The sequence below is a fragment of the Methylobacterium sp. J-068 genome (assembly GCF_022829445.1).
GTDB lineage: Bacteria > Pseudomonadota > Alphaproteobacteria > Rhizobiales > Beijerinckiaceae > Methylobacterium.
Map to the genome: position 1 here is coordinate 79,368 of NZ_JAKSXY010000059.1, position 26,096 is coordinate 105,463.

At 71.1% G+C, this 26,096-nt stretch carries 23 protein-coding genes; 19 read left to right on the forward strand and 4 right to left on the reverse strand.

Annotated features, from left to right (window positions below):
- Positions 1 to 3 precede the first annotated feature (3 nt).
- The 3 genes from MKK54_RS24725 to MKK54_RS24495 all read left to right on the forward strand — a co-directional run bounded on the left by MKK54_RS24725 (position 4) and on the right by MKK54_RS24495 (position 2,898).
- On the forward strand, positions 4 to 1,674 hold the full coding sequence (locus MKK54_RS24725; RefSeq protein WP_409564138.1) for a transposase: 1,671 nt from the start codon (positions 4 to 6) through the stop codon (positions 1,672 to 1,674).
- A 30-nt stretch (positions 1,675 to 1,704) separates the two neighbouring features.
- A complete protein-coding gene (locus MKK54_RS06580) occupies positions 1,705 to 2,451 on the forward strand; it encodes a hypothetical protein (protein ID WP_244009989.1) in 747 nt (248 codons plus the stop codon).
- Between the two features lie 156 nt (positions 2,452 to 2,607).
- Positions 2,608 to 2,898 carry a PAAR domain-containing protein gene (locus MKK54_RS24495; RefSeq protein ID WP_279597209.1) on the forward strand — a complete coding sequence of 97 codons (291 nt, stop codon included), beginning with the start codon at positions 2,608 to 2,610 and terminating at the stop codon, positions 2,896 to 2,898.
- A 49-nt stretch (positions 2,899 to 2,947) separates the two neighbouring features.
- Here MKK54_RS24495 and MKK54_RS06590 read toward each other — a convergent pair whose 3' ends face one another.
- The gene (locus MKK54_RS06590; protein WP_409564139.1) at positions 2,948 to 3,847 is read right to left on the reverse strand and encodes a transporter; all 900 of its coding nucleotides are present in this window, start codon (positions 3,845 to 3,847) and stop codon (positions 2,948 to 2,950) included.
- A 190-nt stretch (positions 3,848 to 4,037) separates the two neighbouring features.
- Complete coding sequence (locus tag MKK54_RS06595) at positions 4,038 to 4,343, reverse strand: hypothetical protein (protein ID WP_244009990.1); 306 nt, start codon at positions 4,341 to 4,343, stop codon at positions 4,038 to 4,040.
- A gap of 520 nt (positions 4,344 to 4,863) precedes the next feature.
- On the opposite strand from MKK54_RS06595, the gene MKK54_RS06600 reads away from it, so the two are divergent.
- From MKK54_RS06600 to MKK54_RS06610, 3 genes are all read left to right on the forward strand, one after another.
- The gene (locus tag MKK54_RS06600; protein WP_244009991.1) at positions 4,864 to 5,097 is read left to right on the forward strand and encodes a hypothetical protein; all 234 of its coding nucleotides are present in this window, start codon (positions 4,864 to 4,866) and stop codon (positions 5,095 to 5,097) included.
- Positions 5,098 to 5,177: 80 nt separating this feature from the next.
- On the forward strand, positions 5,178 to 6,065 hold the full coding sequence (locus MKK54_RS06605) for an SMP-30/gluconolactonase/LRE family protein (protein ID WP_244009992.1): 888 nt from the start codon (positions 5,178 to 5,180) through the stop codon (positions 6,063 to 6,065).
- Positions 6,066 to 6,185: 120 nt separating this feature from the next.
- Positions 6,186 to 7,124 carry a 2-hydroxyacid dehydrogenase gene (locus MKK54_RS06610; protein ID WP_244009993.1) on the forward strand — a complete coding sequence of 313 codons (939 nt, stop codon included), beginning with the start codon at positions 6,186 to 6,188 and terminating at the stop codon, positions 7,122 to 7,124.
- Here MKK54_RS06610 and MKK54_RS06615 read toward each other — a convergent pair.
- Entirely contained in the window at positions 7,121 to 7,330 is a 210-nt protein-coding gene (locus tag MKK54_RS06615; RefSeq protein ID WP_244009994.1) for a hypothetical protein, read from the reverse strand. The two genes, MKK54_RS06610 and MKK54_RS06615, sit on opposite strands and share 4 nt — an antisense overlap.
- Positions 7,331 to 7,463: 133 nt before the next feature.
- Here MKK54_RS06615 and MKK54_RS06620 point away from each other — a divergent pair, with 133 nt between their 5' ends.
- Together MKK54_RS06620 and MKK54_RS06625 are read left to right on the forward strand one after the other, a co-directional pair.
- A complete protein-coding gene (locus MKK54_RS06620) occupies positions 7,464 to 8,528 on the forward strand; it encodes an SDR family oxidoreductase (RefSeq protein WP_244009995.1) in 1,065 nt (354 codons plus the stop codon).
- A gap of 82 nt (positions 8,529 to 8,610) precedes the next feature.
- Positions 8,611 to 10,230 (forward strand): gamma-glutamyltransferase family protein, encoded by a 1,620-nt coding sequence (locus MKK54_RS06625; RefSeq protein ID WP_244009996.1) that lies wholly within the window; start codon positions 8,611 to 8,613, stop codon positions 10,228 to 10,230.
- 84 nt (positions 10,231 to 10,314) lie between these two features.
- On the opposite strand, the gene MKK54_RS06630 is transcribed toward MKK54_RS06625, so the two are convergent.
- The gene (locus MKK54_RS06630; RefSeq protein ID WP_244009997.1) at positions 10,315 to 11,319 is read right to left on the reverse strand and encodes an AraC family transcriptional regulator; all 1,005 of its coding nucleotides are present in this window, start codon (positions 11,317 to 11,319) and stop codon (positions 10,315 to 10,317) included.
- Between the two features lie 165 nt (positions 11,320 to 11,484).
- On the opposite strand from MKK54_RS06630, the gene MKK54_RS06635 reads away from it, so the two are divergent.
- The 11 genes from MKK54_RS06635 to MKK54_RS06685 all read left to right on the forward strand — a co-directional run bounded on the left by MKK54_RS06635 (position 11,485) and on the right by MKK54_RS06685 (position 26,028).
- Positions 11,485 to 11,928 carry a cupin domain-containing protein gene (locus MKK54_RS06635; protein WP_244009998.1) on the forward strand — a complete coding sequence of 148 codons (444 nt, stop codon included), beginning with the start codon at positions 11,485 to 11,487 and terminating at the stop codon, positions 11,926 to 11,928.
- Between the two features lie 40 nt (positions 11,929 to 11,968).
- A complete protein-coding gene (locus tag MKK54_RS06640) occupies positions 11,969 to 12,517 on the forward strand; it encodes a DUF2380 domain-containing protein (protein WP_244009999.1) in 549 nt (182 codons plus the stop codon).
- A 403-nt stretch (positions 12,518 to 12,920) separates the two neighbouring features.
- Positions 12,921 to 14,426 carry an ABC transporter substrate-binding protein gene (locus tag MKK54_RS06645; protein WP_244010000.1) on the forward strand — a complete coding sequence of 502 codons (1,506 nt, stop codon included), beginning with the start codon at positions 12,921 to 12,923 and terminating at the stop codon, positions 14,424 to 14,426.
- A 16-nt stretch (positions 14,427 to 14,442) separates the two neighbouring features.
- Complete coding sequence (locus MKK54_RS06650) at positions 14,443 to 15,387, forward strand: ABC transporter permease (protein ID WP_244010001.1); 945 nt, start codon at positions 14,443 to 14,445, stop codon at positions 15,385 to 15,387.
- 29 nt (positions 15,388 to 15,416) lie between these two features.
- On the forward strand, positions 15,417 to 16,322 hold the full coding sequence (locus MKK54_RS06655) for an ABC transporter permease (RefSeq protein WP_409564140.1): 906 nt from the start codon (positions 15,417 to 15,419) through the stop codon (positions 16,320 to 16,322).
- Between the two features lie 2 nt (positions 16,323 to 16,324).
- The gene (locus MKK54_RS06660; protein ID WP_244010002.1) at positions 16,325 to 17,356 is read left to right on the forward strand and encodes an ABC transporter ATP-binding protein; all 1,032 of its coding nucleotides are present in this window, start codon (positions 16,325 to 16,327) and stop codon (positions 17,354 to 17,356) included.
- Positions 17,353 to 18,282, forward strand: a complete 930-nt coding sequence (locus MKK54_RS06665) for an ABC transporter ATP-binding protein (protein WP_244010003.1) — start codon at positions 17,353 to 17,355, stop codon at positions 18,280 to 18,282. Before MKK54_RS06660 ends, MKK54_RS06665 begins: the two co-directional genes overlap by 4 nt.
- 20 nt (positions 18,283 to 18,302) lie before the next feature.
- Positions 18,303 to 19,880 (forward strand): gamma-glutamyltransferase, encoded by a 1,578-nt coding sequence (gene ggt / locus MKK54_RS06670; protein WP_244010004.1) that lies wholly within the window; start codon positions 18,303 to 18,305, stop codon positions 19,878 to 19,880.
- A 165-nt stretch (positions 19,881 to 20,045) separates the two neighbouring features.
- Entirely contained in the window at positions 20,046 to 23,258 is a 3,213-nt protein-coding gene (locus MKK54_RS24640) for a glycosyltransferase (RefSeq protein ID WP_244010005.1), read from the forward strand.
- Positions 23,259 to 23,550: 292 nt separating this feature from the next.
- Entirely contained in the window at positions 23,551 to 25,029 is a 1,479-nt protein-coding gene (locus MKK54_RS06680) for a GumC family protein (RefSeq protein WP_244010006.1), read from the forward strand.
- A gap of 201 nt (positions 25,030 to 25,230) precedes the next feature.
- Entirely contained in the window at positions 25,231 to 26,028 is a 798-nt protein-coding gene (locus MKK54_RS06685) for a WecB/TagA/CpsF family glycosyltransferase (protein ID WP_244010007.1), read from the forward strand.
- Positions 26,029 to 26,096 lie beyond the last annotated feature (68 nt).

Consider the following 26,096-nt stretch of genomic DNA (forward strand, 5'->3'; position numbering starts at 1 on the left):
GCGATGGCGACGCCGCTGCCGGCCAATCCGCTCTCGGAGGAGGAATGCCTCGACGCCCTGGCGCGGCTTAGGTTCGGGGACGCGCCCTGCCGCGCCTGCGGCGAGGCGGCCGGATACCGGCGTGAGACGCGCAACCGGGCCTTCTCGTGCCGGAGTTGCGGACTGAAGGTCTTCCCCTGCCAGGGAACCCCCTTCGCCAAGCCGCAACCGCCGCTGGACCTCTGGTTCCAGGCCGTCGATGCCCTGCACCGCGACCCGACCTTGAGCGCGCGGCGCCTGCGGCGCAGGCTCGGCGTCGACGGCGCGGGCGCCGCCGGATTGCGGGAAGGCGCCGCGCGCCTGACCGGGCCGGACGCCGCCCCGGCGGACGCGGCCCTGGCCGCCGGCATCGCGGCCTTCGTGGCGGAGCGATCGACGGCGCTTCCCGAGCGGACGCAGCGCCTGCCGGCCCGGCCGGCGGATCGCGAGACCCTGTGGCAGACCCTGCGGTCGATGTTCGTCCTGCCCGAGATCGAGCGGACCCCGATCCTGGCCGTGGCGGCCATCGGCGGCTTCATGCTGGTCGGGGCGGGCGTCGGCTGGCTGATGGCGCCCGCGCCACCCGAACCGGACGCGGAACTGGCCCAGGCCACGGTGATCCTCTCGCTCGGCGAGGACCGGCCGGTCATCCTGGTGACGCCCGACGTGGCGGCCCAGCTCTACGACGTCACCGACGTCGACGCGGACCCGTCCTCGTCCCTGGCCTCGACCATCCGGATCGCACCCGCCCGCGCGGGCGGGGCGCCGGATTCCGGGCTCGCCGGCTCCGCGCCCGTCTCGATTCCGGCCGTCAGGCTGTCGGGCGGCCTCGGCAAGTCCCTGCTCGACGGCAATGCGGCGGCAGCCCGGGCGAGCGGGCGCGACCGGCCGGAACTCGCGGCCTACACCTCCCTGGCGCGGGAGCTGGAGGCGAAGGGGCCGCGCAACCCCGACGAGCTCCTGAGCTTCGGGCCGATGCAGATCCGCCGGCACCTCGTCGAGAAGATCATGCGGGCGGCGCGCGTGGTCACGATGGACCCGGTGCTCCTGATGGCGATCGCCGACAAGGAATCGAGCTTCAAGACCGAGGTCCAGGCCCAGACCTCCTCGGCCTCCGGCCTGTTCCAGTTCATCGAGAAGACCTGGCTCGGGGTCGTGCGCGAGTTCGGGCCGCAGCACGGCCTCGACGCGCAGGCCCGGATGATGCGCGAGCGCGACCTCACGGCCGCCGAGCGCACCGCCATCCTCGACCTGCGCCGCGACGCCTACCTCTCGGCGGTGATGGCGGCAGAGATGCTGAAGCGCGACAGCCTGCGGATCGCCCAGCGGATCGGCCGGAATCTCACGGGGGGCGAAGTCTACCTCGTCCACTTCCTCGGCCCCGACGGCGCCGAGCGCTTCATCGGCCAGATGGCGCGCAAGCCCGAGACCGTGGCGGCGGAACTGCTGCCCAAGCCCGCCGCCGCCAACAAGACGATCTTCTACGGCGCCGGCGGCGAGGGGGCCTCGAAGAGCTTGTCGGTCGCCCAGGTCCACGGCAAGTTCGAGACCATGATCTCGCTCAGGCTGGACCGCTACCGTGCCGTCAAGGGCATGGGGGCGGGCGTGAACGATTCCAACGCCCCGGCGCGAGCGGGAGCCCAGCCGGTTCGGTGACGATGCGGAGATGTCGGCGGGAGGTTTGACATGGGGCGTCCCATTTCCTGGAAAGGCATCGCCACATCGGTCGGGCTGGTCGCGGCCTTCGCGGCGGCCGTGGGGCTCGGCGCGCTGGCCATCGTCGCCGGACTGGCCCCTGCCCCCACCGCACCGGTGGCCCCGAGGGAAGCGCTGCTGATCGAAAGCGCGCGGCCCTCGACCGGGGGCGCCCGCCTCCCCGACCCCGTCCCGACTCCGCCGGTTCCCACCCTGTCGAATCCGAAGACGCGCGTGGCGGCGCTCCCGGACCCCGTCCCGCCCCCGCCGGCGCCCGTGCCGGAACCCGCCGCGAGCCTGCCGGCCCCGCTGCCGGAGCCGCCGCGCAAGGTCCGGGTTCGCGCCGAACCGGAAGCGAACCCGCCCCCGGCGGCCCTCGCCGCGCCGCCGCCGGCCCGCATCACCCACGCGCCCATCCTGCGACCCCGGCCCGACCCGCGCCTCGCGGGCGTCCTGACGCCGGAGGAGATCCGGCGCATCCGAAACACCCTGCGGCTGACGCCGGAGCAGGCGCCGCACTGGCCGCCGGTGGAGGCCCTGCTCCAGGAGATCGGCGCCCAGCAGATGGCCCTCGTGAAAGCCGGCCAGAAGGCGGAGGACGCGTTCGGCAGCGGCCTCTCGATGCGGATCTACTGGGCGGCCCGCCCCCTGCTCGGCGTGCTGCGGGAGGACCAGAAGGCGCGGATCCGCGTGCTCGCCAAGTCCATGGGTCTCGATGCCGTCGCCTCGTCGATCTGATCGAACGGGGCGGCACCGAACCGCGCGGCGCGGATCACAATGCCTTGGATTTCTTTGGCTTGGATCTCTCGGCTTGGATCGCTTGCGAAAAGCTGATTGAGTGCGAATCGACGGCGCGTCGCGCCGTCCGGCTCGGATCACCGCGAGGATCATCGAATGGGCACACCGGCGGCGCGGATCAGCGACATGCACACCTGTCCGATGGTGACGGGCGTGGTGCCCCATGTGGGCGGGCCGATCATCGTCGGCTGCCCCACGGTGCTGATCGGGCAGATGCCGGCGGCGCGCGTGGGCGACACCGCGACCTGCGTCGGGCCCATCGATTCCATCGTGAAGGGCTCGGCGACCGTGCTGATCGGAGGCCAGCCCGCCGCACGGATCGGCGACATGACCGCCCATGGCGGCGTCATCGTCACCGGGATGCCGACCGTGCTGATCGGCGGCTGAGGCCGCACCCGTCCGCCCTCGTGGGTGCGCCGAGACGGGGCGCCGACGCCTACCGGCGCGCGATCCGGGCGGGGCCGGCGACCGGAACGGAGGGGGCCGCGGCGTTCCGGCTCTCCTTGTAGAGCGGCACGATCACCCGGAGCCACCCGCGCGTCTCGCGGCCACCGTAATTGCGCTCCGCGACGTCCCGGGTGACGTAGGCCTGCAAATTCACGGGCCCGAAATTGTAACCGATCAGGCCGCCGACGGCGATCTGTCCCTGGCGCTGGTATCCGGGGAAGCGGGTCGGCAGGTCGGTCGAGGCGAAGGCCACCGGCCCGATCTCCCACGCGCCGAACTTCTTCGTCGCCGTGACGTCGAGGTTGAGGTAGTCCGGATAGACGCCGCCCTGGGGCGAGACCGGATCGATAAAGATCCCGTAGAGCAGGTTGGCGGTGAGGTTGAGGCCCTGCCCCGTGTAGCTCGCCGCGAAGCGGTGGCTGAAGGACGCGTTCTGGGTCAGGAAGCGCGTCTCGATGGGCAGGTAGCCACCGAACAGGTAGCTCACGCCGACATTGTTGCCGAGGTCCCAGGCGAGCTGGCCCGCGAGCAGGGGTTGGCCGATGCCGCTCTGATAGGGCGTGCCGCGCGGGCTCGACGCCACCACGGGCTGGATCGCGATGAGGTTGAGGCGTGCGCCGAACAGCTCCCAGGGCGTAGACCAGACGAAGGCCGGCAGGTTGATGTTCGATTCCGAATCCAGCGGGCGCGTGTCTCGGACACCGAAGCTCGACGTGTTGACGAAGTAGAGCCCCACGGGAAGCTGCGCCCCCGCCGGCAGGCCGATGGTCTGCCCCGGCTGGGCGGCGGACCCGGCCATCGCCGAGGTGGCGCCGAGCGTCAGGAGCGAGAGGCTGCCCGCGAGGCGGCGCAGGTTCGGACGGAGGGCATCGATCAGGCCGCGGATCATTCCGGTCTCCCGGGCTGTCCGGGACGCGGGAGGCGCCCCGGCAAACAAGCCCTGCCTGGATCGACGGTTGAGAGCGGGTGTTCAGTCCGCACGGCCAAGCCGGGAGGTGTCGGCCGGGAAGCGGAGGCACGCCACGGGCGCCACGCGGGCTGAGCGAGACGGTCTCCGCTTCGATCGAGCGGAGGCGATCTCAGTAGCGCGGGCCGCCCGAGGTGCTGCCGCGCTGCTGGCCATAGCCCGGCAGGGACGGATTGCGGGCGTTCGGATCGCCGTGCATCACCCGGTTGCGGATGTGATGGCGCCGCCAGGCACGGTGATGATCACGCGCATGGTGGCGCGTGTGGTATTTCCGGGCCCGGTGGCTGCCCGAATAGCCGATGGACGAATCGGCCCGATGCATCTCGTGATGGGACATCCGCGGTGCGGACGACGCAGAACCGACCGTGAAGCCTGCCAGCATCACACTCGATGCCAGGATGAGCGCAATCTTTGTCATCGTCGACCTTCAATCTTGCGCTCTCGAGCGGCGCAGCGCTCTCGTAAATCATTGCCGCATGCGAAGTTCCGTCGACAAAATAAACTCTTTGTCATGGATTAAAACAGAAGTCGTCCTTGTCACTCTGTTTCATCTGCACTGTATTCAATTTTATTCGATTATGCCATGGATCAGGCAGGAAACGGGCGATCGGCCCTCGGTGCCGAGGCTACCCTGGCCCCCCGACGCTCGCGCATCGATCGGCCTCGCATGTGCCGGCGCGCACAAAGCATCACCTTCTGTCTCCAAAGCGGGATTAAAATAAAACTATACGCGGATGTTCGTATCTCTTTACTCTGCGGATCGGTGATTTATCTCGAAATCATCTTGGGACCCCGTTTCGATCACGCACTCCAAATCGCGGGGTGGAACACGGGTCCGCGCGTGCTGTCCGCATGATCCCCCGTCGGTCCCTTCGTCGAACGGGACGACGCTCACGGGAGCCCGCTCCTTTCCTCCGAGGAACTCCGCAATGATCGCCATGACGTTTCGTACCGCTCTCCTGTCCGCCTCGATCCTCGGTGGCCTCGTGCTGGGCCTGCCCGAGCCGGCCTCGGCCGCGCAGGGGGCACACGCCCATCAGCGCGTGGCCAAGGCCTATCGGTATTCGTGCCAGCCGCCGCTGAAGTTCGCCGCCGGCGCCTGCGTCCGGCGGTGTCCCGCCGGGTACCGGGATGCGGGCCGCTACTGCCGGTTCCGGAACATGAGCCGCTAGACCTCGGGCGACGCGCAGACCACCCTGGACGATCACCGGACCGATCCTGCATGATCTTACCTTGCATGACCTTGCCTCGCATGACCCCGCCGAAGGCCGTTCAGATCCTGGACGCACCGCGCTGCCACCTCGGCGAGGGCCCCTGCTACGATCCGCGCACCGGGACCGCCTGGTGGGTCGACATCCTGGAGCGCCGGCTGTTCACGGCGGAGCTGACGGCAAACCGGGTCCGGAGCCACGATCTGCCGTTCCTGGCGAGCGCCGTGTTCGCCGTGGACGAGAGCCGGCAGGTGCTGGCCGCGGAGGACGGCCTCTACCTGCGCGGCATCGCGGAGGGTGGTCTCGCGCGCCTCTGTCCGTTGGAGGCCGAGGATGGCGGCACCCGTTCCAACGATGGCCGGGTCCATCCCTGCGGCGCCCTCTGGATCAGCACCATGGGGCGGCAGGCCGAGGCCGGCCGGGGCGCGATCTACCACGTCGCCGGAACGCGCGTGACGCGCCTCTATGCCGGCCTGACCATTCCGAACGCGATCTGCTTCTCGCCCGAGGGCGGCACCGGATATTTCGCCGACACGGATGCGGGCCTCCTCAAGCGCGTACCCCTCGATCCGGCCACCGGGCTGCCGACGGGGGAACCCGCGACGCTCTATGATCACCGGGGTGGCGCGGGCGGTCTCGATGGGGCCGCCGTCGATGCCGAGGGCCGGATCTGGTGCGCGCGCTGGGGGGCCGCCTGCATCGACGCCTACAGCCCGGAGGGTGCGCGCCTGCACACCGTGCCCGTGCCGATGACGCGCCCCTCCTGCCCCACCTTCGCCGGCCCCCGCCTCGACCGTCTCCTCGTCACCAGCGCCTACGAGGGCATGACGCGGGAGGAGCGCGCCGCCGACCCGATGCATGGCCGCACCGTCCTGATCGATCTCGACCTTCGCGGCCTGCTGGAGCCCGCCTTTCGCCTCGGCGCCTGAGGTACGGCCTGGCCATCACGAGGCCCCCGGTCGCCCGGGGCCGGCATTCGTGCGAAGGATGCGGCCCCGCGCGCCGTGATCGCGCCGCGCCCCACGACGATCCCCACGGAGTCGACCCGGATGCCCGCGCCCCTCGTGCTCGTGACGAGCCTGGAGCCCGCCGAGGACGTCGCCTGGCGCGACGCCCTCGCCCGGGCCATGCCCGAGGAAGCGATCGCGACCTCGGCCGACCCCGAGGCCCTCGCGCGAGCCGAGATCGCCATCGTCGCCAATCCGCCGCCCGGTGTCCTGGCGCGCATGCCGAGGCTGCTCTGGGTCCACAGCCTCTGGGCGGGCGTGGACCGCCTGCTCCTCGACGGGACGCTGCCGCCGGTTCCCGTGGTTCGCCTGGTCGATCCGGCCCTGGCCCGCGCCATGGCGGAGGCCGTGGCCGCGGCGGCCCTCCACCTGCACCGCGACCTGCACCTCTATGCGGACCAGCAGCGCCGGAGCGACTGGCGGCCGCACGACACGCGGCCGGCGCATGCGCGCACCGTCACCCTCCTGGGATTGGGCGAGATGGGCCGCGCCGCGGCGCTCCTGCTCAGGGCGATCGGGTTCACGGTTCAGGGCTGGAGCCGCACCGGCGGGGCGGTCGACGGCATCCGGGTGTTCTCGGGCGCGGATGGCCTGGCGCGGGCGCTGGCCGGGACCGACATCCTCGTCAACCTGCTGCCCCTCACGCCCGAGACGCGCGGCCTCCTTAACCGGGACGCCTTCGCGCGCCTGCCGCGCGGCGCGGGCGTGGTCAATTTCGGGCGCGGCGCGCACCTGGCCGAGGACGACCTGATCGAGGCGCTGGATGCCGGCGCGCTCGGGCACGCCATCCTCGACGTGTTCGAGACCGAGCCACTGCCGCCCGGGCACCGCCTCTGGTCCCATCCGGGCATCACCATCCTGCCCCATATCGCCGCGCCGACGAGCCGGGCCTCGGCGGCCGGGATCGTCGCCGAAGCCGTGCGGTCCTTTCGCGGGACGGGGCGGATTCCGACCGGCGTCGACCGGGGCCGCGGCTACTAGCCGAGCCGCGCTCGGCGCCGGAAGGTCGGGCGGCGTTCGAGGGCGTCCGCGTTGGCGCGACCGCAGCCGGAGAGCCGTTCCACGAGCTCGACGAAGCGCTCGCCCGGCGGGGTCAGGCGATACGCGACCGCCGGCGGCCACGTGCCGGGTGTCGTCTTCGAGAGGCCGGGCAGGCTGCGTCGGAGCAGGCCGGCGCGGGCGCGCAATCCGCCCGTCGATCCGCTTCCGCACCAATCCGCTCCATGCCGGTTACCTGTCCGTACCTATGACCCAAACGGTGCCGTCTGGTCGGGCGGGCACGCTCTTCATAGGTCCGATCCGATCCAGATGGAGACAATCATGAGCAGGACCGCACTCGTCGCCGGCGTCAGCGGCATCGTCGGCAACACCCTGGCGCAGCACCTCGTCGCGGAGGGCTGGTCGGTCGCCGGCCTCGCCCGGCGGCCGCCCGCCGACCTGCCCGGCGTCACGCCGGTATCGGCCGATCTCCTCGACCCGGACGGCTTGGCGGACGCCCTGGCGGACATCCGCCCCACCCACGTCTTCATCACCACCTGGCTGCGCCAGGCGACGGAGGCCGAGAACATCCGCGTCAACGGCGCGATGGTACGCAACCTGCTCGACGCGCTCCGGGCAAACGGCGGCGTGGAGCACGTCGCCCTGGTCACCGGGCTCAAGCACTATCTCGGTCCGTTCGAAGCCTATGGACAAGGCACCCTGCCGGCGACGCCGTTCCGCGAGACGCAAGGGCGCCTCGACGTCGAGAACTTCTACTACGCCCAGGAGGACGCGGTCTTCGCGGCGGCCGCGCGGGACGGCCTCGGTTGGAGCGTGCACCGGCCCCACACCATCATCGGCTACGCCCTCGGCAACGCCATGAACATGGGCGTGACGCTGGCCGTCTACGCCAGCCTCTGCCGCGAGACCGGGCGGCCCTTCCGCTTCCCCGGCTCGGCCGTGCAGTGGAACGGGCTCACCGACATGACCGACGCGCGCATCCTGGCGCGTCAGCTCGCCTGGGCCGCCACCACGCCGGCGGCCCGCGACGAGGCCTTCAACATCGTCAACGGCGACGTCTTCCGCTGGAGCTGGATGTGGGGCCGGATCGCCGAATGGTTCGGCCTGGAGCCGGCCCCGTTCGACGGGACCATCCTGCCCCTGGAGCGGCAGCTGGAGGGGGCCGAGCCGCTCTGGGCCGAACTCGCCGCCCGGCACGGGCTCCAGGAATCCGATCTCGGGCGCCTCGCCTCGGCCTGGCACACGGACGCGGATCTCGGCCGGCCCATCGAGGTCATCACCGACATGAGCAAGAGCCGGCGCCTCGGCTTCCTCGACTACCAGGCCACCGACGCGGCGTTCTTCGACCTGTTCGCGCGCCTGCGGGCCGAGCGGGTGATCCCCTGAGCGCCACGGACACCCATCGGGTTGGCGGCCCGGCCGTTCTTCTGCATCATCGCCGAACCCTGCCGCACGAGGCCCCGATCCGATGACGCCGTTCGACTGGACCGCCGGCTATCCCATGGTGCGGATGCCGATCTTCGGGCGCAACATGGTCTCCACCTCGCACGCGCTCGCCGCGCAGGCCGGCATCCGCATGATCTGGCGGGGCGGCAACGCGGTGGATGCGGCCATCGCCACGGCGGCCGCCAAGACCATCACCGAACCCTGCAGCAACGGCCTCGGCTCGGACGCCTTCTGCATCCTCTGGGACGGCCGGCAACTGCACGGGCTCAACGCCTCGGGCGGCGCGCCGGCGGCCTGGAACCCAGACTACTTCCGCCGCAAGTATGGGGAGGCCGAGCGCCCGCCCATGCGCGGCTGGGATTCGGTGACCGTGCCCGGCGCGGTCGCGGCCTGGGTCGCCCTGAGCGAGCGCTTCGGCCGGCTGCCCTTCGCGGACCTCCTCGAACCCGCGATCGAGATCGCCGAGCGCGGCTACCTCGCCCCGGTGGTGGTCCAGCAGAAATGGGCTGCCGCCGCGCAGGTGGAGGCGCTCACCCGCCAGCCCGGCTTCGCCGAGACCTTTCTGCCCCATGGCCGCGCGCCGCATGTGGGCGAGCGCGTCACCCTGCCGGGGATCGCGCGGGCGTTGCGGGCCATCGGCGAGACCGGGGGCCGGGCCTTCTACGAGGGCGAGATCGCGCACAGCATGGCACGGCACGCCGCCGCCCATGGCGGCGCGATGACGGTGGCCGATCTGGCCGCCTTCCGCCCCGAATGGGTGACGCCGACGGCCAAGGATTACCGCGGCCACACGCTGCACGAGATCCCGCCCAACGGCCAGGGCATCGCGGCGCAGGTCGCGCTCGGCATCCTGGAGCATTTCGACCTCGCCGGGCTGCCCGTCGACGGCCCGGAGGCGCAGCACCTGCAGATCGAGGCGATGAAGCTCGCCTTCGCCGACACCTACGCCTACGTCGCCGATCCGCGCGGCATGGCGGTGACGCCGGAGGCGATGCTCGATCCGGCCTATCTCGCGGGCCGCGCCAAGCTGATCGACCGGCGACGCGCCCAGGTCTTCGGCGCGGGCAACCCCGTGCGCGGCGGCACGGTCTACCTCACCACGGCGGACGAATCCGGCATGATGGTGAGTTTCATCCAGTCGAACTTCATGGGCTTCGGCTCCGGCGTGGTCGTGCCCGAATGGGGCCTGTCGCTCCAGAACCGGGGCTACGGCTTCGTGCTCGACGCGGAGAGCCCCAACGTGGTGGCGCCCGGCAAGCGCCCGTTCCACACCATCATCCCGGGCTTCCTGACGAAGGACGGCGCGCCGGTGATGAGCTTCGGGGTGATGGGCGGCAACATGCAGCCGCAGGGCCACGTGCAGACGCTGGTGCGCATGCTCGACCACGGCCAGAACCCGCAGGCGGCCTGCGACGCGCCGCGCTGGCGCTTCAACGAGGGGCTCGCGATCAACGCCGAATCCGCGATGCCGGCGGCGACGCTCCAGGGCCTCGTCGCGCGCGGCCACCGGGTCGACGTGATCCAGGACAGCTACCAGGATTTCGGCGCCGGCCAGTTCATCTGGCGCATGGGCGACCCCGGCATCGAGGGCTATGTCGGCGCCAGCGATCCTCGGCGCGACGGTCAGGTGTCGGTGTGGTGAGATGTGCGGGTGGGATTTACGGGTGATGGAAATCTGACGGTCGGCACGTGCTCGTGAGGTCAGCGTCGGGTGGGGGAGCGAACTCTAACTCTTAACTTCAGAGCAGACGTTTCGCCTCCAGCGGCTAGGGGTGATGCCGGTCCATTCCAGAAACGCTCGGGTGAAGTGCGAGGCATCCGCATAGCCGAGCTCGAATGCGATCTGTCCGATGGGGAGCTTGTTTCCTGCGAGCAGAGTCTTGGCGCGACGAGTCAGGACGCGATGCTGAATGTCGACGTAGCGTGTCCCGGCATCGTCCAACCGACGCTGCAAGGTTCGGCGGGAGATGCCAAGACGGCGGGCGATCCCGTCGATCGAGGGACGGGCTTCGTCCAAACCAAGCTCGATGAGGTGTGCAACGCAGGCTGGCAGGTCGTCGCCGATCGGGTCTTTTTCAGTCGCACCCGCGTCGATCGGGTCGTGGCGGTTCGGGTTCAGAGCATCGAGGTAATAGGCCGGAAAAATCAGGCCGGCCCGCGAGTCCAAGACGAGATCCGAGCCTAACAACCCTTCGGTTTCGGCGCGTCCGGGCAGGTGTGCGCCGGTCACGACTGCCCGGCTCGGACGCCATGTCGGTCCAAGGAAATGACGGACCGTGCCGAGCAGGTAGCCGAGCGCCAGGATCTCGTTCGCCTGACGACCGCTCGCGATCCGCTCAGCAACGGCGTAGCCGTAGAAGGCATCGGTTCCTTGCCGACGCACACCCGTCCAGGTCGCGGTCTGAAGCAGAAGCGGGGTCACGATTTCGACTCGGGCGAGGGCTTCCCCGAGCGTCGCGGCGGAACGGACCTGCACGCCGATCGGCCCGAGGCTGGCGATGCTGGTACGGGTCGAAAGCCGTGCCGGCAGTGAAGGGTCGGCGATCTCGCGAACCGCGGCCTCGATCAGCCGGAGTTGGTCGCGCAACAGGATCAGCCGGTCCGGCGCATCGAGGAGCGTGAGTGGTATCTCGGCGCGGCCGAACACCCGGGTCAGCGAACCACCGGCAGCCGACACCGCGTCCGCTATCGGCCCCATCGTCCGTGCTCGTGTCAGACCGTGTCCCAGCATGCGTGTCTCCCGCCACAAGGGTCGAGGCGTTGGCACCAAATGGCAAGTGCGCGGGGTGGCACCGGCGTAGGTCAAGCGCTGCCGACAGGCGCTGGCGATCTTCGTGAGTGCGGCTCACGCGCAGCGCCGACGCTGCGAACGGCTGGAACGCCACAGGAGGACGCCATGGCAACGCTCCCATTCGACGACCGCAACATCACGTGGCGAACCGTCGAAGGCTTCGAACACGCCGCCTATCACATCCTGAACATCGACGAGGAAGCACGGATCGTCGACCTCCTCTTCAAGTTCGCGGCGAATGAGCGGATCGCCCTGCATCGGCACGGCGCAGCCTATCGGACGCTCGTTCTGCAGGGTGAGTTGCGGATTTACCGGCCCGACGGGACGCTGAAGGAGGTCCGCGCGGTCGGCAGCTACGTCGCGGGACAGGCTGGCGGCGAGTCCCATACCGAGGGCGGCGGCGATCAGGACGTGATCGTCTACTTCACCAACCGCGACATCGACGGGGCAGTCTACGAGCTTCTCGATGAGAGCCAAACTGTCGTCGCGACCTTCGGCATCCCCGAGTTTAAGGCGCTTTACGAGGCGCAGGTAGCGGCCTCCCTGTGACGCCAGAGGCCATCACCGCATGCGAAAACGCTGGAGCCCGATGAAGCAGATGGCTATGTTAAGACACCTCCCGTGGAGCAAGCGCCTCGCCAGTGTCGGTGCCGGACTTCTACTTGCCGCGCTCGCCAGCACACGGATCTTCAGAGCGGAAACTCCCCTGACCCCGCTGGCGGTGCTACCGATCAAGTTGCTCGACACATCGGGTGAGCCGACCGATCAAGCGTCTCAACATGCCAAGCGGCTGTCGAGCTTAGCACAGGATCTCGCGACCGATCTGACCCGGCTCGGTCTGTATCGGGCATCGGCTCTATCGGCCGATCGGCTGCGACGGGATTGTCCCTCCGAAGAAGTCCCCTGTCTGCTGAGGTCTGCGCAAGCGCATGGGGCAGATTTGATCTTCGTGGGCGTTGTCCACAAGAGCAGCACCCTAATCATGCAGCTCTGGGCGCGCCTAGTGGATGCCCGCACCGGCCAGGACATCTACTCCCGCGACCTCAACTTCCGTGGCGATACGGATGAGGCATGGCGGCGAGCCGAGTTGTTCCTCATCGACCAAATTCGCGACGAGGCACCGCAATTGCGTCGGTAGCGATTATATGAAAATCCTGACAGCCTGAAGATTCTACAACCGATCATGCGCCGAGTTTTCTCCTCCCGACTGTAGACATCCCGCGCGAATACGCAGGTGTGCCCGCTGACCGCAACACCCTGGGAAGCAAACGGTCTTCAAACCACCTGCCCCGGCCGTGAGGCTACATCAATGAAGTAGCCCTGAAGCAGACGCTCGCGAATTCGGCAACGGGTCGTGGGCCGACAGCACCAAGCATCAACCTCCACCACAAGGAAAATCTGCCGACAACCCCGGCCATTGCCAAGCCCCACCCTGGCACGGATAATGTATGCACTTTTGGACGTGCCGACCGGATCGAACCCGCCGCCCGTCTCACGCGGCGACGCCGATCCGGACAGGTCCCCGACCCGAAGGACACTCGATGCTGCGTCTGTTCGCTGCCGGCCTCGTTGCCGGCGCCGTCTCGCTGTCGCCCGTTCGCGCCCAGACCGCGCAAGCCCAGACCCTGCGCTTCGGCCTGATGGAGGACCCGGACGCCCTCGACCCGACCCTGGCGCGCACCTTCACCAGCCGCATGGTCTTCGCCGCGATGTGCGACAAGCTCGTGGATATCGGCCCCGACCTGAAGCCGGTGCCGCAGCTCGCCACCAGTTGGAGCCTCTCGGAGGATGAGAAGACGCTCACCATGACCCTGCGGCCGGGCGTGCTGTTCCACGACGGCGAGAAGCTCGACGCGGCTGCGGCCAAGTACAGCATCGAGCGGCACCTGAAGCTTCCCGGCTCGCAGCGGCGCGGCGAGATCGCGCCGATCGACCGGGTCGAGGTCGTCGACGACCTGACCTTCAAGATCGTCCTCAAGACGCCGTTCGCGCCGCTGATGGCGCAGTTCACCGACCGGGCCGGGATGATGGTGTCGCCGAAGGCCGCCGAGCGCCTGGGCGACAAGTTCTCCACGGCGCCCGTCTGCGCCGGCCCGTTCAAGTTCGTCGAGCGGGTGCCCCAGGACCGGATCGTGCTCGAGCGCTTCGACGATTACTGGAACAAGGATGCGATCCACCTCAAGCGCATCGAGTTCCGGCCCATCCCCGACGGCACCGTGCGGCTGACCAACCTGCGCGCCGGCCAGCTCGACCTGCTGGAGCGGCTGACCCCCACCGACCTGCCGCAGGTGACGCGCGACCCGAAGCTGAAGGTCGGCTCGACCATCGAGCTCGGCTTCCAGTCCATCGTCTTCAACCCCAACAAGGCGGGCTCGGCGGTCGCCGACCCGCGCGTGCGCGCCGCCTTCGATCTGGCCATCGACCGCAACGCCCTGAACCAGGTCGTCTTCAGCGGCGAGTTCCTGCCCGGCAACCAGTGGGTCTCGCCCAAACATCCGGCCTACGTGAAGGAGTATCCGATCGGAAAGCGAGACGTGGCCAAGGCGAAGGCTCTGCTGGCGGAGGCCGGGGTGACGAAACCGGTGATCAACCTCACGGTCTATGCCAACAACGAGGCGCCGCAGGTGGGGCAGGTGATCCAGGCGATGACCCGCGAGGCCGGCTTCGACGTGAAGCTCCAGGCCACCGACTTCACCACGGCACTGGATGCCGCCGACAAGGGCACCTTCGAGGCCTACCTCTATTCCTGGAGCGGGCGGCCCGACCCGGACGGCAACACCTTCAGCTTCCTCGCCTGCAAGACGCCGCTGAACTACGCCCGCTACTGCGACCCGGAGGCCGACGCGGCGCTCGGCGCCGAGCGCGCCACGGTCGACCCCAACCAGCGCGCCCAGGCCTGGAAGCGCCTCGCCGACCGGGTGATGGCCGACAGGCCGCTGATCTACCTGTTCCACCGCAAGCTGTTCTGGGCCTACACCACGAAGCTCACCGGCTTCACGCCCTATCCCGACGGTCTCGTGCGCTTCAACGGTCTCAAGCTGAACTGAAGGGGGAGGCCGGCCGATGCTGCGCTTCCTCGTCCAGCGCCTCGCGCTCGCGGTCCCCACCCTGGTGATCGCCTCGATGATCATCTTCACCCTGCAGCAATTGCTGCCAGGCGACACCGCCACAGCCCTGTCGGGGGAGGAGCGCGACCCCGAGGTCATCGCCTTCATCCGGCAGAAGTACCACCTCGATCAGCCCCTGCCCGTGCGCTACGCCCTCTGGGCCGGCGGCGTGCTGCGGGGCGATCTCGGCGAGTCGATCCGCCTGCAGAAGCCGGTCCTCGACCTCGTGGTCGAGAAGCTGCCCGTCACCCTCGAACTCGCCTGCCTCGCCATGCTGGTGGCGCTCGTCATCGGCGTGCCGATGGGCATCCTCTCGGCGGTCAAGCGCGGCACCGCCGCTGACACCCTCGCCAACGGGATCGCGCTCTGGGGCCTGTCGGTGCCGAATTTCTGGCTCGGCATCCTGATGATCCTGCTGTTCTCGGTGCATCTCGGCTGGCTGCCGGCCTCCGGCTACGTCTCGCCCTTCGAGAGCCTGTCCGAGAACCTGCGCTCCATGGCAATGCCGGCCTTCGTGCTCGGCAACGCCATCGCGGCGGTGATGATGCGCCACACCCGCGCGGCGATGCTCGGCGTGCTGGGCTCGGACTACGTCCGCACCGCGCGGGCCAAGGGCGTCTCGCCGTTGCGGCTCGTCCTGCGCCACGCGCTGCCCAACGCCGCGATCCCCATCATCACCCTCGGCGCCCTCGAATTCGGGCAGTTGCTCTCGGGCGCCGTGCTCACCGAGCAGGTGTTCTCGGTGCCGGGCTTCGGCAAGCTGATGGTCGATGCGGTGTTCAACCGCGACTACGCCACGGTGCAGGGCGTCGTGATCTGCACGGCCACCACCTACGTCCTTCTCAACCTCGCGGCCGATCTCCTCGCCGCCTTCGTCAACCCGAAACTGAGGCGCGCGTGAGTCACGTCGGCAGCCCCCGGCCGGGCGTCATCGGGGCCGGCACCGGGCTTCCACCCGCGACGGGGCTCGCCCCCGCCACGCCGCCGCGCGCCGAGCCCGGCCCGTTCCGCGCGTTCTGGAACCGCCTCACCGCGCGCCGCTCGGCCATAGTCGGCCTCGTCATCGTGGTGGCGCTGATCCTGATGGCGGTCTTCGCCGACTGGATCGCGCCCTACGACCCCATCGCCACCGACTGGGGCGCGATCCGCTCGAGCCCGGACTGGGCGCATCCCTTCGGCACCGACGAGGTCGGGCACGACGTGCTCTCGCGCATCGTCTTCGGGGCGCGCGCCTCGCTGGGGGCGGGCCTGACCTCGGTGGCGCTGGCGGTGGCGCTCGGCCTGCCGTTCGGGCTGATCGCGGGCTATGCCGGCGGCATCCTCGACATGCTGATCATGCGCCTCACCGACGCGCTGCTGGCGATCCCGTTCCTCATCCTCGCCATCGCGCTCGCGGCCTTCCTCGGCCCGAGCCTGACCAACGCCATGGTGGCGATCGGCCTCTCGGCGACCTCGACCTTCGTGCGCCTCACCCGCGCGCAGGTGCAGGCGGTGGCGGCGGAGGAATTCATCGAGGCCGCCCGCGCCGTCGGCAACCCGCCCTGGCGGATCGCGCTGCGCCACATCCTGCCCAACATCGTGCCGGCGATCCTGGTCCAGGCGACGCTGACCATCGCGGCCGCGATCATCGCGGAGGCCAGCCTGTCCTTCCTCGGCCTGGGGCAGCAGCCGCCCGAGCCGTCCTGGGGCTCGATGCTGAACGTCGCCAAGAACTTCCTCGAACAGGCGCCCTGGATGGCGATCTGGCCCGGCGCCTCGATCTTCCTCGCGGTCCTGGCCTTCAACCTCCTCGGCGACGGCCTGCGCGACGCCCTCGACCCCCGGCAGAGGACCTGACCATGACGGAGTCTTCTCCGAAGACGCTGCTCGACGTGCGCGACCTCGGCGTCGCCTTCGACAGCGAGGTCGGCGCGGTCCACGCGGTCAACGGCGTGTCCTACGCGCTCCGCGAAGGCGAGACCCTCGGCATCGTCGGCGAATCCGGCTCCGGCAAGAGCGTGCACGTGCTGGCGATGCTCGGCCTGATCCCGCGCCCGCCCGGCCGCGTCACCGGCGGCGAGGTCCTGTTCGCGGGCCGCGACCTCCTGGCCCTGCCGGAACGCGCATTGCGGAAGGTGCGGGGCGGGCAGATCGGTTTCGTGTTCCAGGACCCGATGAGTTCGCTCAACCCCGGCATGACGGTGGCTGCGCAGATCATCGAACCCTTGCGCATCCATCTCGGCCTCGACGGACGCGCGGCCCGCGCCCGCGCCAAGGACCTCCTCGACCTCGTGCGCATCCCGAACGCGGCCGCGCGCCTCGACCAGTACCCGCACGAGTTCTCCGGCGGGCAGCGCCAGCGCGTGATGATCGCCATCGGCCTGTCCTGCCGCCCGAAGCTCCTCATCGCGGACGAGGCGACCACCGCCCTCGACGTCACGGTGCAGGCCGAGATCATCGGTCTGGTGCAGGAGTTGAAGCGCGAGATCGGCATGGCGATCATCTGGATCACCCACGACCTCGGGGTGGTGGCGGGCATCGCCGACACCGTGCAGGTGATGTATGCCGGGCGCATCCTGGAACGCGGCCCGGTGGACGACGTCTTCCGCGATCCGCGCAGCGCCTACACGCTCGGCCTTCTGCGCTCGCTGCCCGATCTCAGCCGGGGCCGGGCCGGGCGCCGGCGCCTGCACCAGATCGAGGGCGCCCCGCCCGACATGCGCCATCCGCCTCCGGGCGACCCCTTCGCGGTGCGCAACGCCTACGCCACCCCGCGCTGCCTCGCCGAGCGGCCGCCCCTCGCCCAGGCGCCGGGGGCCGCGCCGGGCCACCTCGTCGCCGCCTGGTACGACCTGCCGGCGCGGCTCGCGGCCGAGGGTGTTTCGCGATGAGACCGGAACCCGCCGACCGCTATCCGCTGCTCTCGGTGCGCAACCTCAGCAAGCATTACCCGCTGCGCACGTGGTGGGGCGGGAAGGGCGCGGTGTTCAAGGCGGTGCGGGATGTCAGCTTCGACATCCGGCCCGGCGAGACCCTGGGCCTCGTCGGCGAATCGGGGTCCGGCAAATCCACCATCGGCCGGGCGGTGACGATGCTGAATCCGCCGAGCGCCGGCACCGTCGCCTTCGAGGGCGCCGATCTGGCCAAGCTCACCGGCCCGGAGATGCGCCGGATGCGCGCCCGCATCCAGATGGTGTTCCAGGACCCCTACGCCGCCCTGAACCCGCGCATGAGCATCGGCGACTACGTGGCCGAGCCGTTCCGGCTGCATCGCCCCGGCATGGCGCGGTTCGAGCGCCGCGACGAGGTCGAGGGTCTGCTCGCCCGGGTCGGGCTCGATCCGCGCTTCGCCCGGCGCTACCCGCACCAGTTCTCGGGCGGCCAGCGCCAGCGCATCTGCATCGCCCGCGCGATCGCGCTGAAGCCCAGCTTCATCGTCGCCGACGAACCGATCGCCGCCCTCGACGTCTCGATCCAGGCCCAGGTCGTGAACCTGCTGCAGGACCTGCAGGACGAACTCGGGATCTCGTACCTGTTCATCTCCCACGACCTGCGCATGGTGCGCTACCTGTGCCAGCGCGTCGCCGTGCTCTGGCACGGCCGCATCGTCGAGATGGCCGAGGCCGACGCCCTCTACGACGATCCGCGCCACCCCTATACCCGTCGCCTGCTCGCCGCCGTGCCGGTGCCGAACCCCGTCGCGGAGCGCGCCCGGCTCGCGGGCGCCGCCCTGATGCCCCCCGCCGACCCGGATGCCTGGGGCGCCCTGGTCGAGGTCGCCCCCGGCCACTGGGTCGCGGGCGGCCACCACTCCTGAACCTCCGAGGACACGCTGCCGTGAGAGACTTCTCGAAGCCGGGGCGCTCGCCCGTCTACGCCGCCAACGCCGCCATCGCGACCTCGCATCCCCTGGCGACCCTCGCGGGCATCGAGGTGCTGCGCTCCGGCGGCAACGCGGTCGATGCCGCCATCGCGGCGGTGGCGGTGCAGGGCGTGGTCGAGCCCGCCATGACGGGCATCGGCGGCGACTGCTTCGCGCTCTACGCCCCGAAGGGCGCGGCGGTGCCCGTCACCCTGAACGGCTCGGGCCGCAGCCCGGCCGCCGCGCGGGACGCCTGGTACCTGGAGAACGGTGTTGCCATCGAGGCGACCTCGCCGCATGCGGTGACCGTGCCGGGCGCCGTCGCGGCCTGGGCGCGGCTGCTCGCCGACCACGGCACCCGCAGCCTCGGCGACCTGTTGCAACCCGCCATCCGCTACGCGGAGGAGGGCTACCCGGTGCAGCCGCGCGTGGCCTACGACTGGGCCCGCAACCGCGACAAGCTGCGCGCCGATCCGGGCTCGGCCGCCGCCTACCTCGTCGACGGCGAGGCACCCCGGGTCGGCACGACGATGCGCCACCCCAAGCTCGCCGCCACCCTGCGGCGCATCGCCGAGCGCGGCGCGCCGGGCTTCTACGAGGGCCCGGTGGCCGAGGACATGGTCTCCCGGTTGGCGCAACTCGGCGGCCTGCACACGCTGGAGGATTTCGCGGGGGCCGCGCCCGAATACGTGACGCCGATCTCGACGCGCTATCGCGGCTACGACGTCTACGAATGCCCGCCCAGCGGCCAGGGCCTCGCCGCCCTGATGATGCTGAACGTGCTCTCGCAATACGATGTCGGCGCGCTCTCGGAGCGTGACCGGGTCCACCTCTTCGCGGAGGCCTGCAAGCAGGCCTATCACCACCGGGACGCCCTCTTCGCCGATCCGGTCGTGAACGCGGTGCCGGTGGAACACCTGCTCTCGCAGGCCTGGCAGGCGCGGGCGCACGGGGCCATCGACATGGCGCGCGCGCAGGAGCCCGTGCTGTGGCCGGAGATCCGCCACACCGACACGGTCTATCTCTGCGTGGTCGACCGGGACGGCAACGCGATCTCGCTGATCAACTCGATCTTCCAGGGGTTCGGCAGCGGCATCACCGCGCCGGAGAGCGGCGTGCTCCTGCACAATCGCGGCTTCTCCTTCCGGGTCGAGCCGGGGCATCCCAACACCATCGGGCCGCGCAAGCGCCCGATGCACACCATCATCCCCGGCATGCTGATGCGCGACGGCGCCGCGGTCGCCCCCTTCGGCGTCATGGGCGGGCACTACCAGGCCATGGGCCACGTGGAACTCCTCACCGGCATCATCGACCGGGGCCTCGACGTGCAGGAGGCGCTGGATGCGCCGCGCAGCTTCGCCTATGGCGGCGGCATCGAGCTGGAGGGCGGCTTCCAGCCGGGCCTCGCCGAGGACCTGGCCGCGCGCGGCCACGTCACGGTGCCGGCCCCCGTCCCGATCGGCGGCGGGCAGATCATCTGGATCGACCCCGCCACCGGAATGCGCGCGGCCGGTTCCGACCCGCGCAAGGACGGTCTCGCCCTCGGCTATTGAGAAGGCACAGGCCGAGCCTCCGGCCTTCGCGCTCCGGTTGAGCCCGCGCGGTGCGCATTCGCGTCAACCGACTCACGGAAGATTCAGTCCTGGCGCGGCATGCTGGCCCCGCCCGGACACGGAAAGTGCCGCGCAGGGTCGGGAACGGCAGATGATCGGCGCAGCGTGACGAACCGGCTCGAGCCAGCCTCAGGGAGAAGGGACCCGGCCCCGGAGGCCGCGGCCTTCGGCCCGGACGCCCACGGCATCGCCGACTGGCCCTTCGGCGCCGGACCGGCGCAGCCTTGGCAGGCCCATGCCTTGCCGGATGGCCGACCCTGGCCCCGCGTCCGCATCCTGACCCTCGCCGAACCGGAGACGCCCGGGCTCGACGCGACCCGCGCCTCCGTTCGGGGTCAGGCCTATACGGGTCTGCGGCACGACGTCGTCCCGAGGGACGGCGCGGCGGCGGCACGCCTCGCCGAGGCGGTGTCCGACCCGGCCTTCGATGCTCTGCTGCTGCTGCGGCCGGGCGACATGCTGGCGCCGGATGCGATCGCGGCCCTGTGCCTCGCGGCCGCCCTCGACGGCGCCGAGATCGTCGCCGGCCTGCGGCTGGTCTTCGGCTCGCGGCCGCTGGGCCTCGACGCCCCCGCGATGGAGGGTCCGCTCAGCGACGGGGCCGCCCCCGAGGGCCCGCTGGCGCCCTTCACCGGCGGCGAGATGCTGCTGTCGCGCGCCCTGGTGGCGCGGGCCGGTGGTTTCGACCGCGACGCGATCCATCCGGTCGCCGCGTTGTGGCCGCGCCTCGCCGGAACCGGCGCCCGGCTCGCGCGCATCGGCCGGCCCGTGCTCCTCCAGCGCGCCCTGGCGGATCGCATCGCGCCGCTGCCGCCCGGCCTGTCCATCGCGGTCCTGACCGACCGCGGCTACGGTGGGGGTGCCGGCATCGGCCACCGGCGGTTGGCCGAGGCCCTGACCCTGGCGGGCCACCGCATCACGGACGTCGTGCTGGCGGACGAGTCGCCCCCGGCGGCGGCGGAATGGACGGAGCGCTTCCCGCGGGCCGAGGCACGCATCGGGGAGGGGGGGTTCGATCTGGTTCTGGCCGGAAACCTCCATGGCGCCACCCGGAGCCTCGGAATCCTGGAGCGGCTCGCAGGCCACGTCCCCGTCGCCGCCATCCTGCACGACCTGTTCCCGCTGACCGGGCGCTGTGCCTTTCCGGGCGATTGCACGGTCATCGCGGAGGGCTGCGACGCGCGCTGCCCCTCCCCCACCGCCTACCCGCAACTGGCACCGAACCGGATCGCGGCCGCCTTCGCGGACAAGCGCTTGCGGCTCACCGGCCCCCGGGCGCCGCTCCTGCTCGCCAATTCCGACTGGACCGAGACCATCGCGCGCCGGCTCGCGCCGGCCGGCACGCGCATCGATCGCATCGGCCTCGGCTTCCCCACCGGGGTGTTCAGGCCGGGCGACCGTGCGGCCCTGCGCCGCGAACTCGGCCTGCCGGCCGGCGACGTCCTGGTGATGTTCGCCGCCGTCATCGCCGACGCGCCGGGCAAGGGCGCGGCCGAACTCGCCGCGATCCTGCGCCGGGTCGCCGGGCCGGGCATCGGCTTCGTCGCGGTGGGACGGCTCGACGATCCGGCCGCGTTCGGGTTGCCGAACCTCGTGGCGGCGGGGCCGATCGGCGACGAGGACAGCCTGGCGCGCTGGTACGGCGCCTGCGACATCTACATCACCGCGAGCCGCAACGAGACGCTGGGCCAGACGCCCGTGGAGGCGGCCCTCTGCGGCACGCCGACCGTGGCCTACCGGTCGACGGGCCTGACCACGGCGGTGATCGACGGCGTGTCCGGCCACCTCACCGAGCCGGAGCCCGAGGCCCTCGAAGCCGCCCTGCGGGCCCTGATCGCCGACGCGCCCGCGCGCGGGCGCCTCGGCGCCCTCGGCCGCCTCGCCGTCGAGGGCCGCAACAGCCACGCGGCGGCCGCGATGCGGTTCGAAGCGGTCCTGGTGGCGCGGGGCATCCTGCCCGCCGACGCCGGCCACGGGCGCATCCGCTTCGCGCCCGCGATGCTCGCGCACTTCGCCATGGCGCGGGATCGGGCCCCCGGCCGCAGCGGCACCGTGCCGGCCGCCTCCGGCCCGGCCATCCGCGCCGCGCGACGGCTGAAGCAGGCCGTGCTCGGGCGCGGCCTGCCGCTCTGGCTGCGCCGGGGACTCTATGCGGGGGTCCGCGTGAGGGCCTGGGCGCGGTCGGGCCTCGGCGCGGGGAGAGGCGCGGCGGAACGGATCTCGAGCGCGCCCGCACGGGCGACGGCCCCGGATCGGATCTACGTCGACCACACCCACCTGCGCAGCCATGTCACCGGCATCGAGCGGATCGCGATCGACCTGTTCGGCGCCGGGACGCTGCGGCCGCACCCGGTGGTGCCGGTCCGCGCGACGGGCGTCGCGCGGATGATCCTGGCCCAGCAGATCGGCCTCCCCCTGCGGGCGCTCCGCGATCGGCACGCGCGCGTGATCTTTCCCGGATTTCCGCCCGGCCCCCTCGCGACGCTGCTGCTGGGCCGGCGCGGCATCGCCTACATCCACGACACCTTCCTGCTCACCCGCCCGCAGGACCTGAGCTGGAAGAGCCGGCTCTACATGGCCCCGAGCTTTGCCGTCGCGCTGCGGTTCGGGCGCTGCTTCCTCGTCAATTCCCGGACCACCGGGATCGCCGTGCGCGCCTTCTGCCGGGCAGAGGCCCTGGTCGCCCTGCTCCGCCCGGCGGTCCGCGACGTGTTCGGCTTGGCCGGCATGGTCCCCGCCCCGGGGCCGAGGGCGGGCGAACCGCTCCGCCTCCTGGCGATCGGCACCATCGAGCCGCGCAAGGACTACCCGGCCGCCATCGCCATCGCGGCGGCCCTCAACGCCGCCGGGGTGAACACGGAATTGCACGTCGTCGGCCGGGTCGGCTGGGGACGCCACGATTTCCTCGCGGCCCCGCCCCCGTTCCTGACCCTGCACGGCTACCGCGACGACGCGGCCCTGCGCCGGCTCGCCGAAAGCTGCCACCTCCTTCTCTCCACCTCGAAGGCGGAAGGGCTCGGCCTGCCCCTGCTCGAGGTCCAGCACGGCGGCCTGCCGATCGTCGCGCCCCACGGACCGGTCTTCTCGGAAGTGCTCGGCGCGTCCGGCCTGTTCATCGATCCGGGCGAGCCCGAGGTCGCGGCGGCGGCGATCCGGGATTGGGTCTTCGCCCCGTCCTTCGCGCTCGTGCCCGATGCCTCGCGGGCGAATGTCCGGCGCTGGAACGAACTGGCGGCGGCCGATGCCGCGCGCTTCGCGCGGTATCTGCGTGTGGGTGCATCGGCCTACGCGGATGCGCCGGACGCGGTCGTGGGCTGACGGGATGGACGCCGCCCCGACCCATCCCCGCCGCGAGATCGGCCTGCGCCATTCGCCGCGTGGCGCCGCCCCGCGATCCGGCGGCATCATCCCGAGGCCGGGGCACGCACCCACGGCAGCTTTAGAACCGCACGACGCCTTGGCACGAGGACTGCGACAATTAAGAAACCGGTAACATTCCAATGACTTCGTGTCCCGATCTGACACGGAATGCGGGCGGGATGGGACAGGTGCATTCAGGAGGGCGCTTGGCCATCGCTGAAGGCGAAGGACACGTCAGGAGACGGGACAGATGTTCGACTTCGGAAGCCCGATCAGTGGCGAGCCGGTGACCATGGAGACGCCGCGCGCAACCGGCCCCGACGCGCGCGAGATCCTGCGGCGCCTCTGGCGCGGCGGCTGGTACATCGTGCTCGGCGGCCTCGGCGCGGTCATCCTCGCCGTGGCGGTGCTGAACCTCGCCCGCCCGACCTACACGGCCAACACGCAGATCCTGGTCGATCCGGCGGACCTTCCGGTGATCGCCAACGACCTCAGCAACCGCCAGCCGCAGGCCGATAGCGGCGTGTCGATCGCCGAGAGCCAGGCGCGGGTGATCCAGTCCGACAACGTCCTGCGCCGGGTGGTCGAGCGCCTCGACCTGACGCGGGACGAGGAATTCGTCCTGCCCCCCTCGACCAATCCGCTGGTCGTCCGCCTCAAGGCGCTGCTGGGCATGGAGACGCCGCAGGGCAGCCGCGATCCCGTCAACATCGCCCTCGATACCCTGCGGCTCAAGCTCGGCGTGCGGCGGGCGGAGCGCACCTTCGTCATCGACGTCTACGTCCAGACCTGGGACCCCGAGAAATCCGCCCGGATCGCCAACGCGATCGCCGACGCCTACTTCGCCGAGGAGGCGGGGGCCCGGACCGAGGCGGCCCGGCGCGCCTCGGACGCCCTCACGGGCCGCCTCGCCAGCCTCCGCCAGGGCGTCGAGGAGGCGGAGCGCAAGGTCCTTCAGTACCGCGAGGCGAACAAGCTCGTGACGACGAGCGGCCGGCTTCTCAGCGACCAGCAGCTGAGCGACCTGAACCAGCAGCTCGTCGGTGCCAACCTGCGCACCTCCGAGGCCAAGGCCCGCCTCGACCAGGCCCGGCACATGCGGACCGGCGAGGCCGGCACCGCCCTGCCCGAGATGCTGCAATCCCTGGAGATGCAGAACCTGCGTCAGCAATACGCCACGCTCTCGCGCAACACCGCCGAACTCGCCACGCGGCTCGGCGACCGCCACCCCGCCATGGCCGAGCAATATGCCCAGCAGCGCGACCTCCAGCGCCTGATCCAGCGCGAGAAGGAGCGCATCATCGACACCTCGCAGAAGGACTACGACCGCGCGGTGGCGAGCGAGGCCGCGGTTCGCCGCAGCCTCGACCGGGCCAAGGCCGAGACCGCCGGAAACGACCGCGCCAATGTGGGCCTGCGCGAGCTCGAGCGTGAGCTCGAATCCCGCCGCGCGGTCTACGAGCCCTTCCTGCGCCGCTCGCGCGAGACCAACGAGCAGGAGCGCCTGAACAGCTCCAACGTGCGGGTTATCTCGTCGGCGACCCCCCCGCGCCTGCGGACCTGGCCGCCCTCGCCCAAGGTCGTCCTGCCCGTCGCGCTTCTGGCCGGGCTCGGCCTCGGCGCCGGGTTCGCCCTGCTGCGCGGCTCCCGCCGCGACCGGCACCACGACCGGCGCCCCCCGCCTGCTCCCGTCAAGGGCGCGCGAAGCTTCCGCGCCGTCGATGCGTAGCCGGCATCGCCACGATTCTCCTCGGATCGCGGCCGCCTCCCGGCCGCGTCCCGAGGTGGACGAGGCCCCGCCCCATCGTGCGAGCCGCTCCCGGCGACAGGATCGACCCGCACCGAAACCGCTTCGCACCAGGATCGTCATGAGATCGGAATGGCATCGGATGACGATCACGGCCGTGGGCGACCCGCGAGCGAGGACAGCATGACCGTTCGCCTGTTCGACATCACCTTCACGCCGGGCAACGCCGCCGACATCCTCGGCGTGGCCGCCGCCCAGCCCGCGACGCGGCCGCGCCTCGTCGTCACCGCCAACCTAGACCACGTCGTGACGCTGGCGGAGAACGCGGCGTTCCGGGACGCCTACGAGGGCGCGGTCGCCCGCACCCTCGACGGAATGCCCCTGGTCTGGCTCGCGCGCCTGCGCGGGGCGCGCGGCGCGCGGCGGGTCACCGGCCACGACCTCGTGGCGGCCGCCTTCGCCGAGCCCTGGCCCGCCGGTCGGCGGATCTATCTCATCTGCGCCACGGCGGCCGTCGGCGAGCACCTGACCGAGCGCCTCGTGGCGGCGGGCGCCGAGCGCACGGGCATCGCCGTCACCGTGCCGCCCTACGGCTTCGAGAACGACGAGGCCTATGGCCGGCGGCTCACCGGGGCCATCCGCGCGCACCGGACCACCCTGCTCGTCCTCGGCGTCGGGGCCCCGCATTCCGAGATCTGGGTCACCCGCCAGGGGATGGCCCTGGGGACGCCCGTGGTGCTCGCCGTCGGCGAGGCCCTCAACGTCGCGGCCGGCCTGGTGCCACGCGCGCCCGTCTTCATGCAGCGGGCGGGGCTGGAATGGTTCTTCCGCTTCCTGCACGCGCCGCGACGCCTGTTCCGGCGCTACTTCGTGCGCTCGTGGCGCCTGCTCGGGATCGGGATCCGGACGCTTCGCAACGGCCGGCGCAAGGAGCTCGAACCGGCCGCCGCATCGGCGCACCGCACGCCGAAATCCTATTGAGACCGGCTCCGCCCGTTCGAAGCCGAGACGGTCTCGCTCAGCCCGCGCGGCGCCTGAGCGAAGCCCGA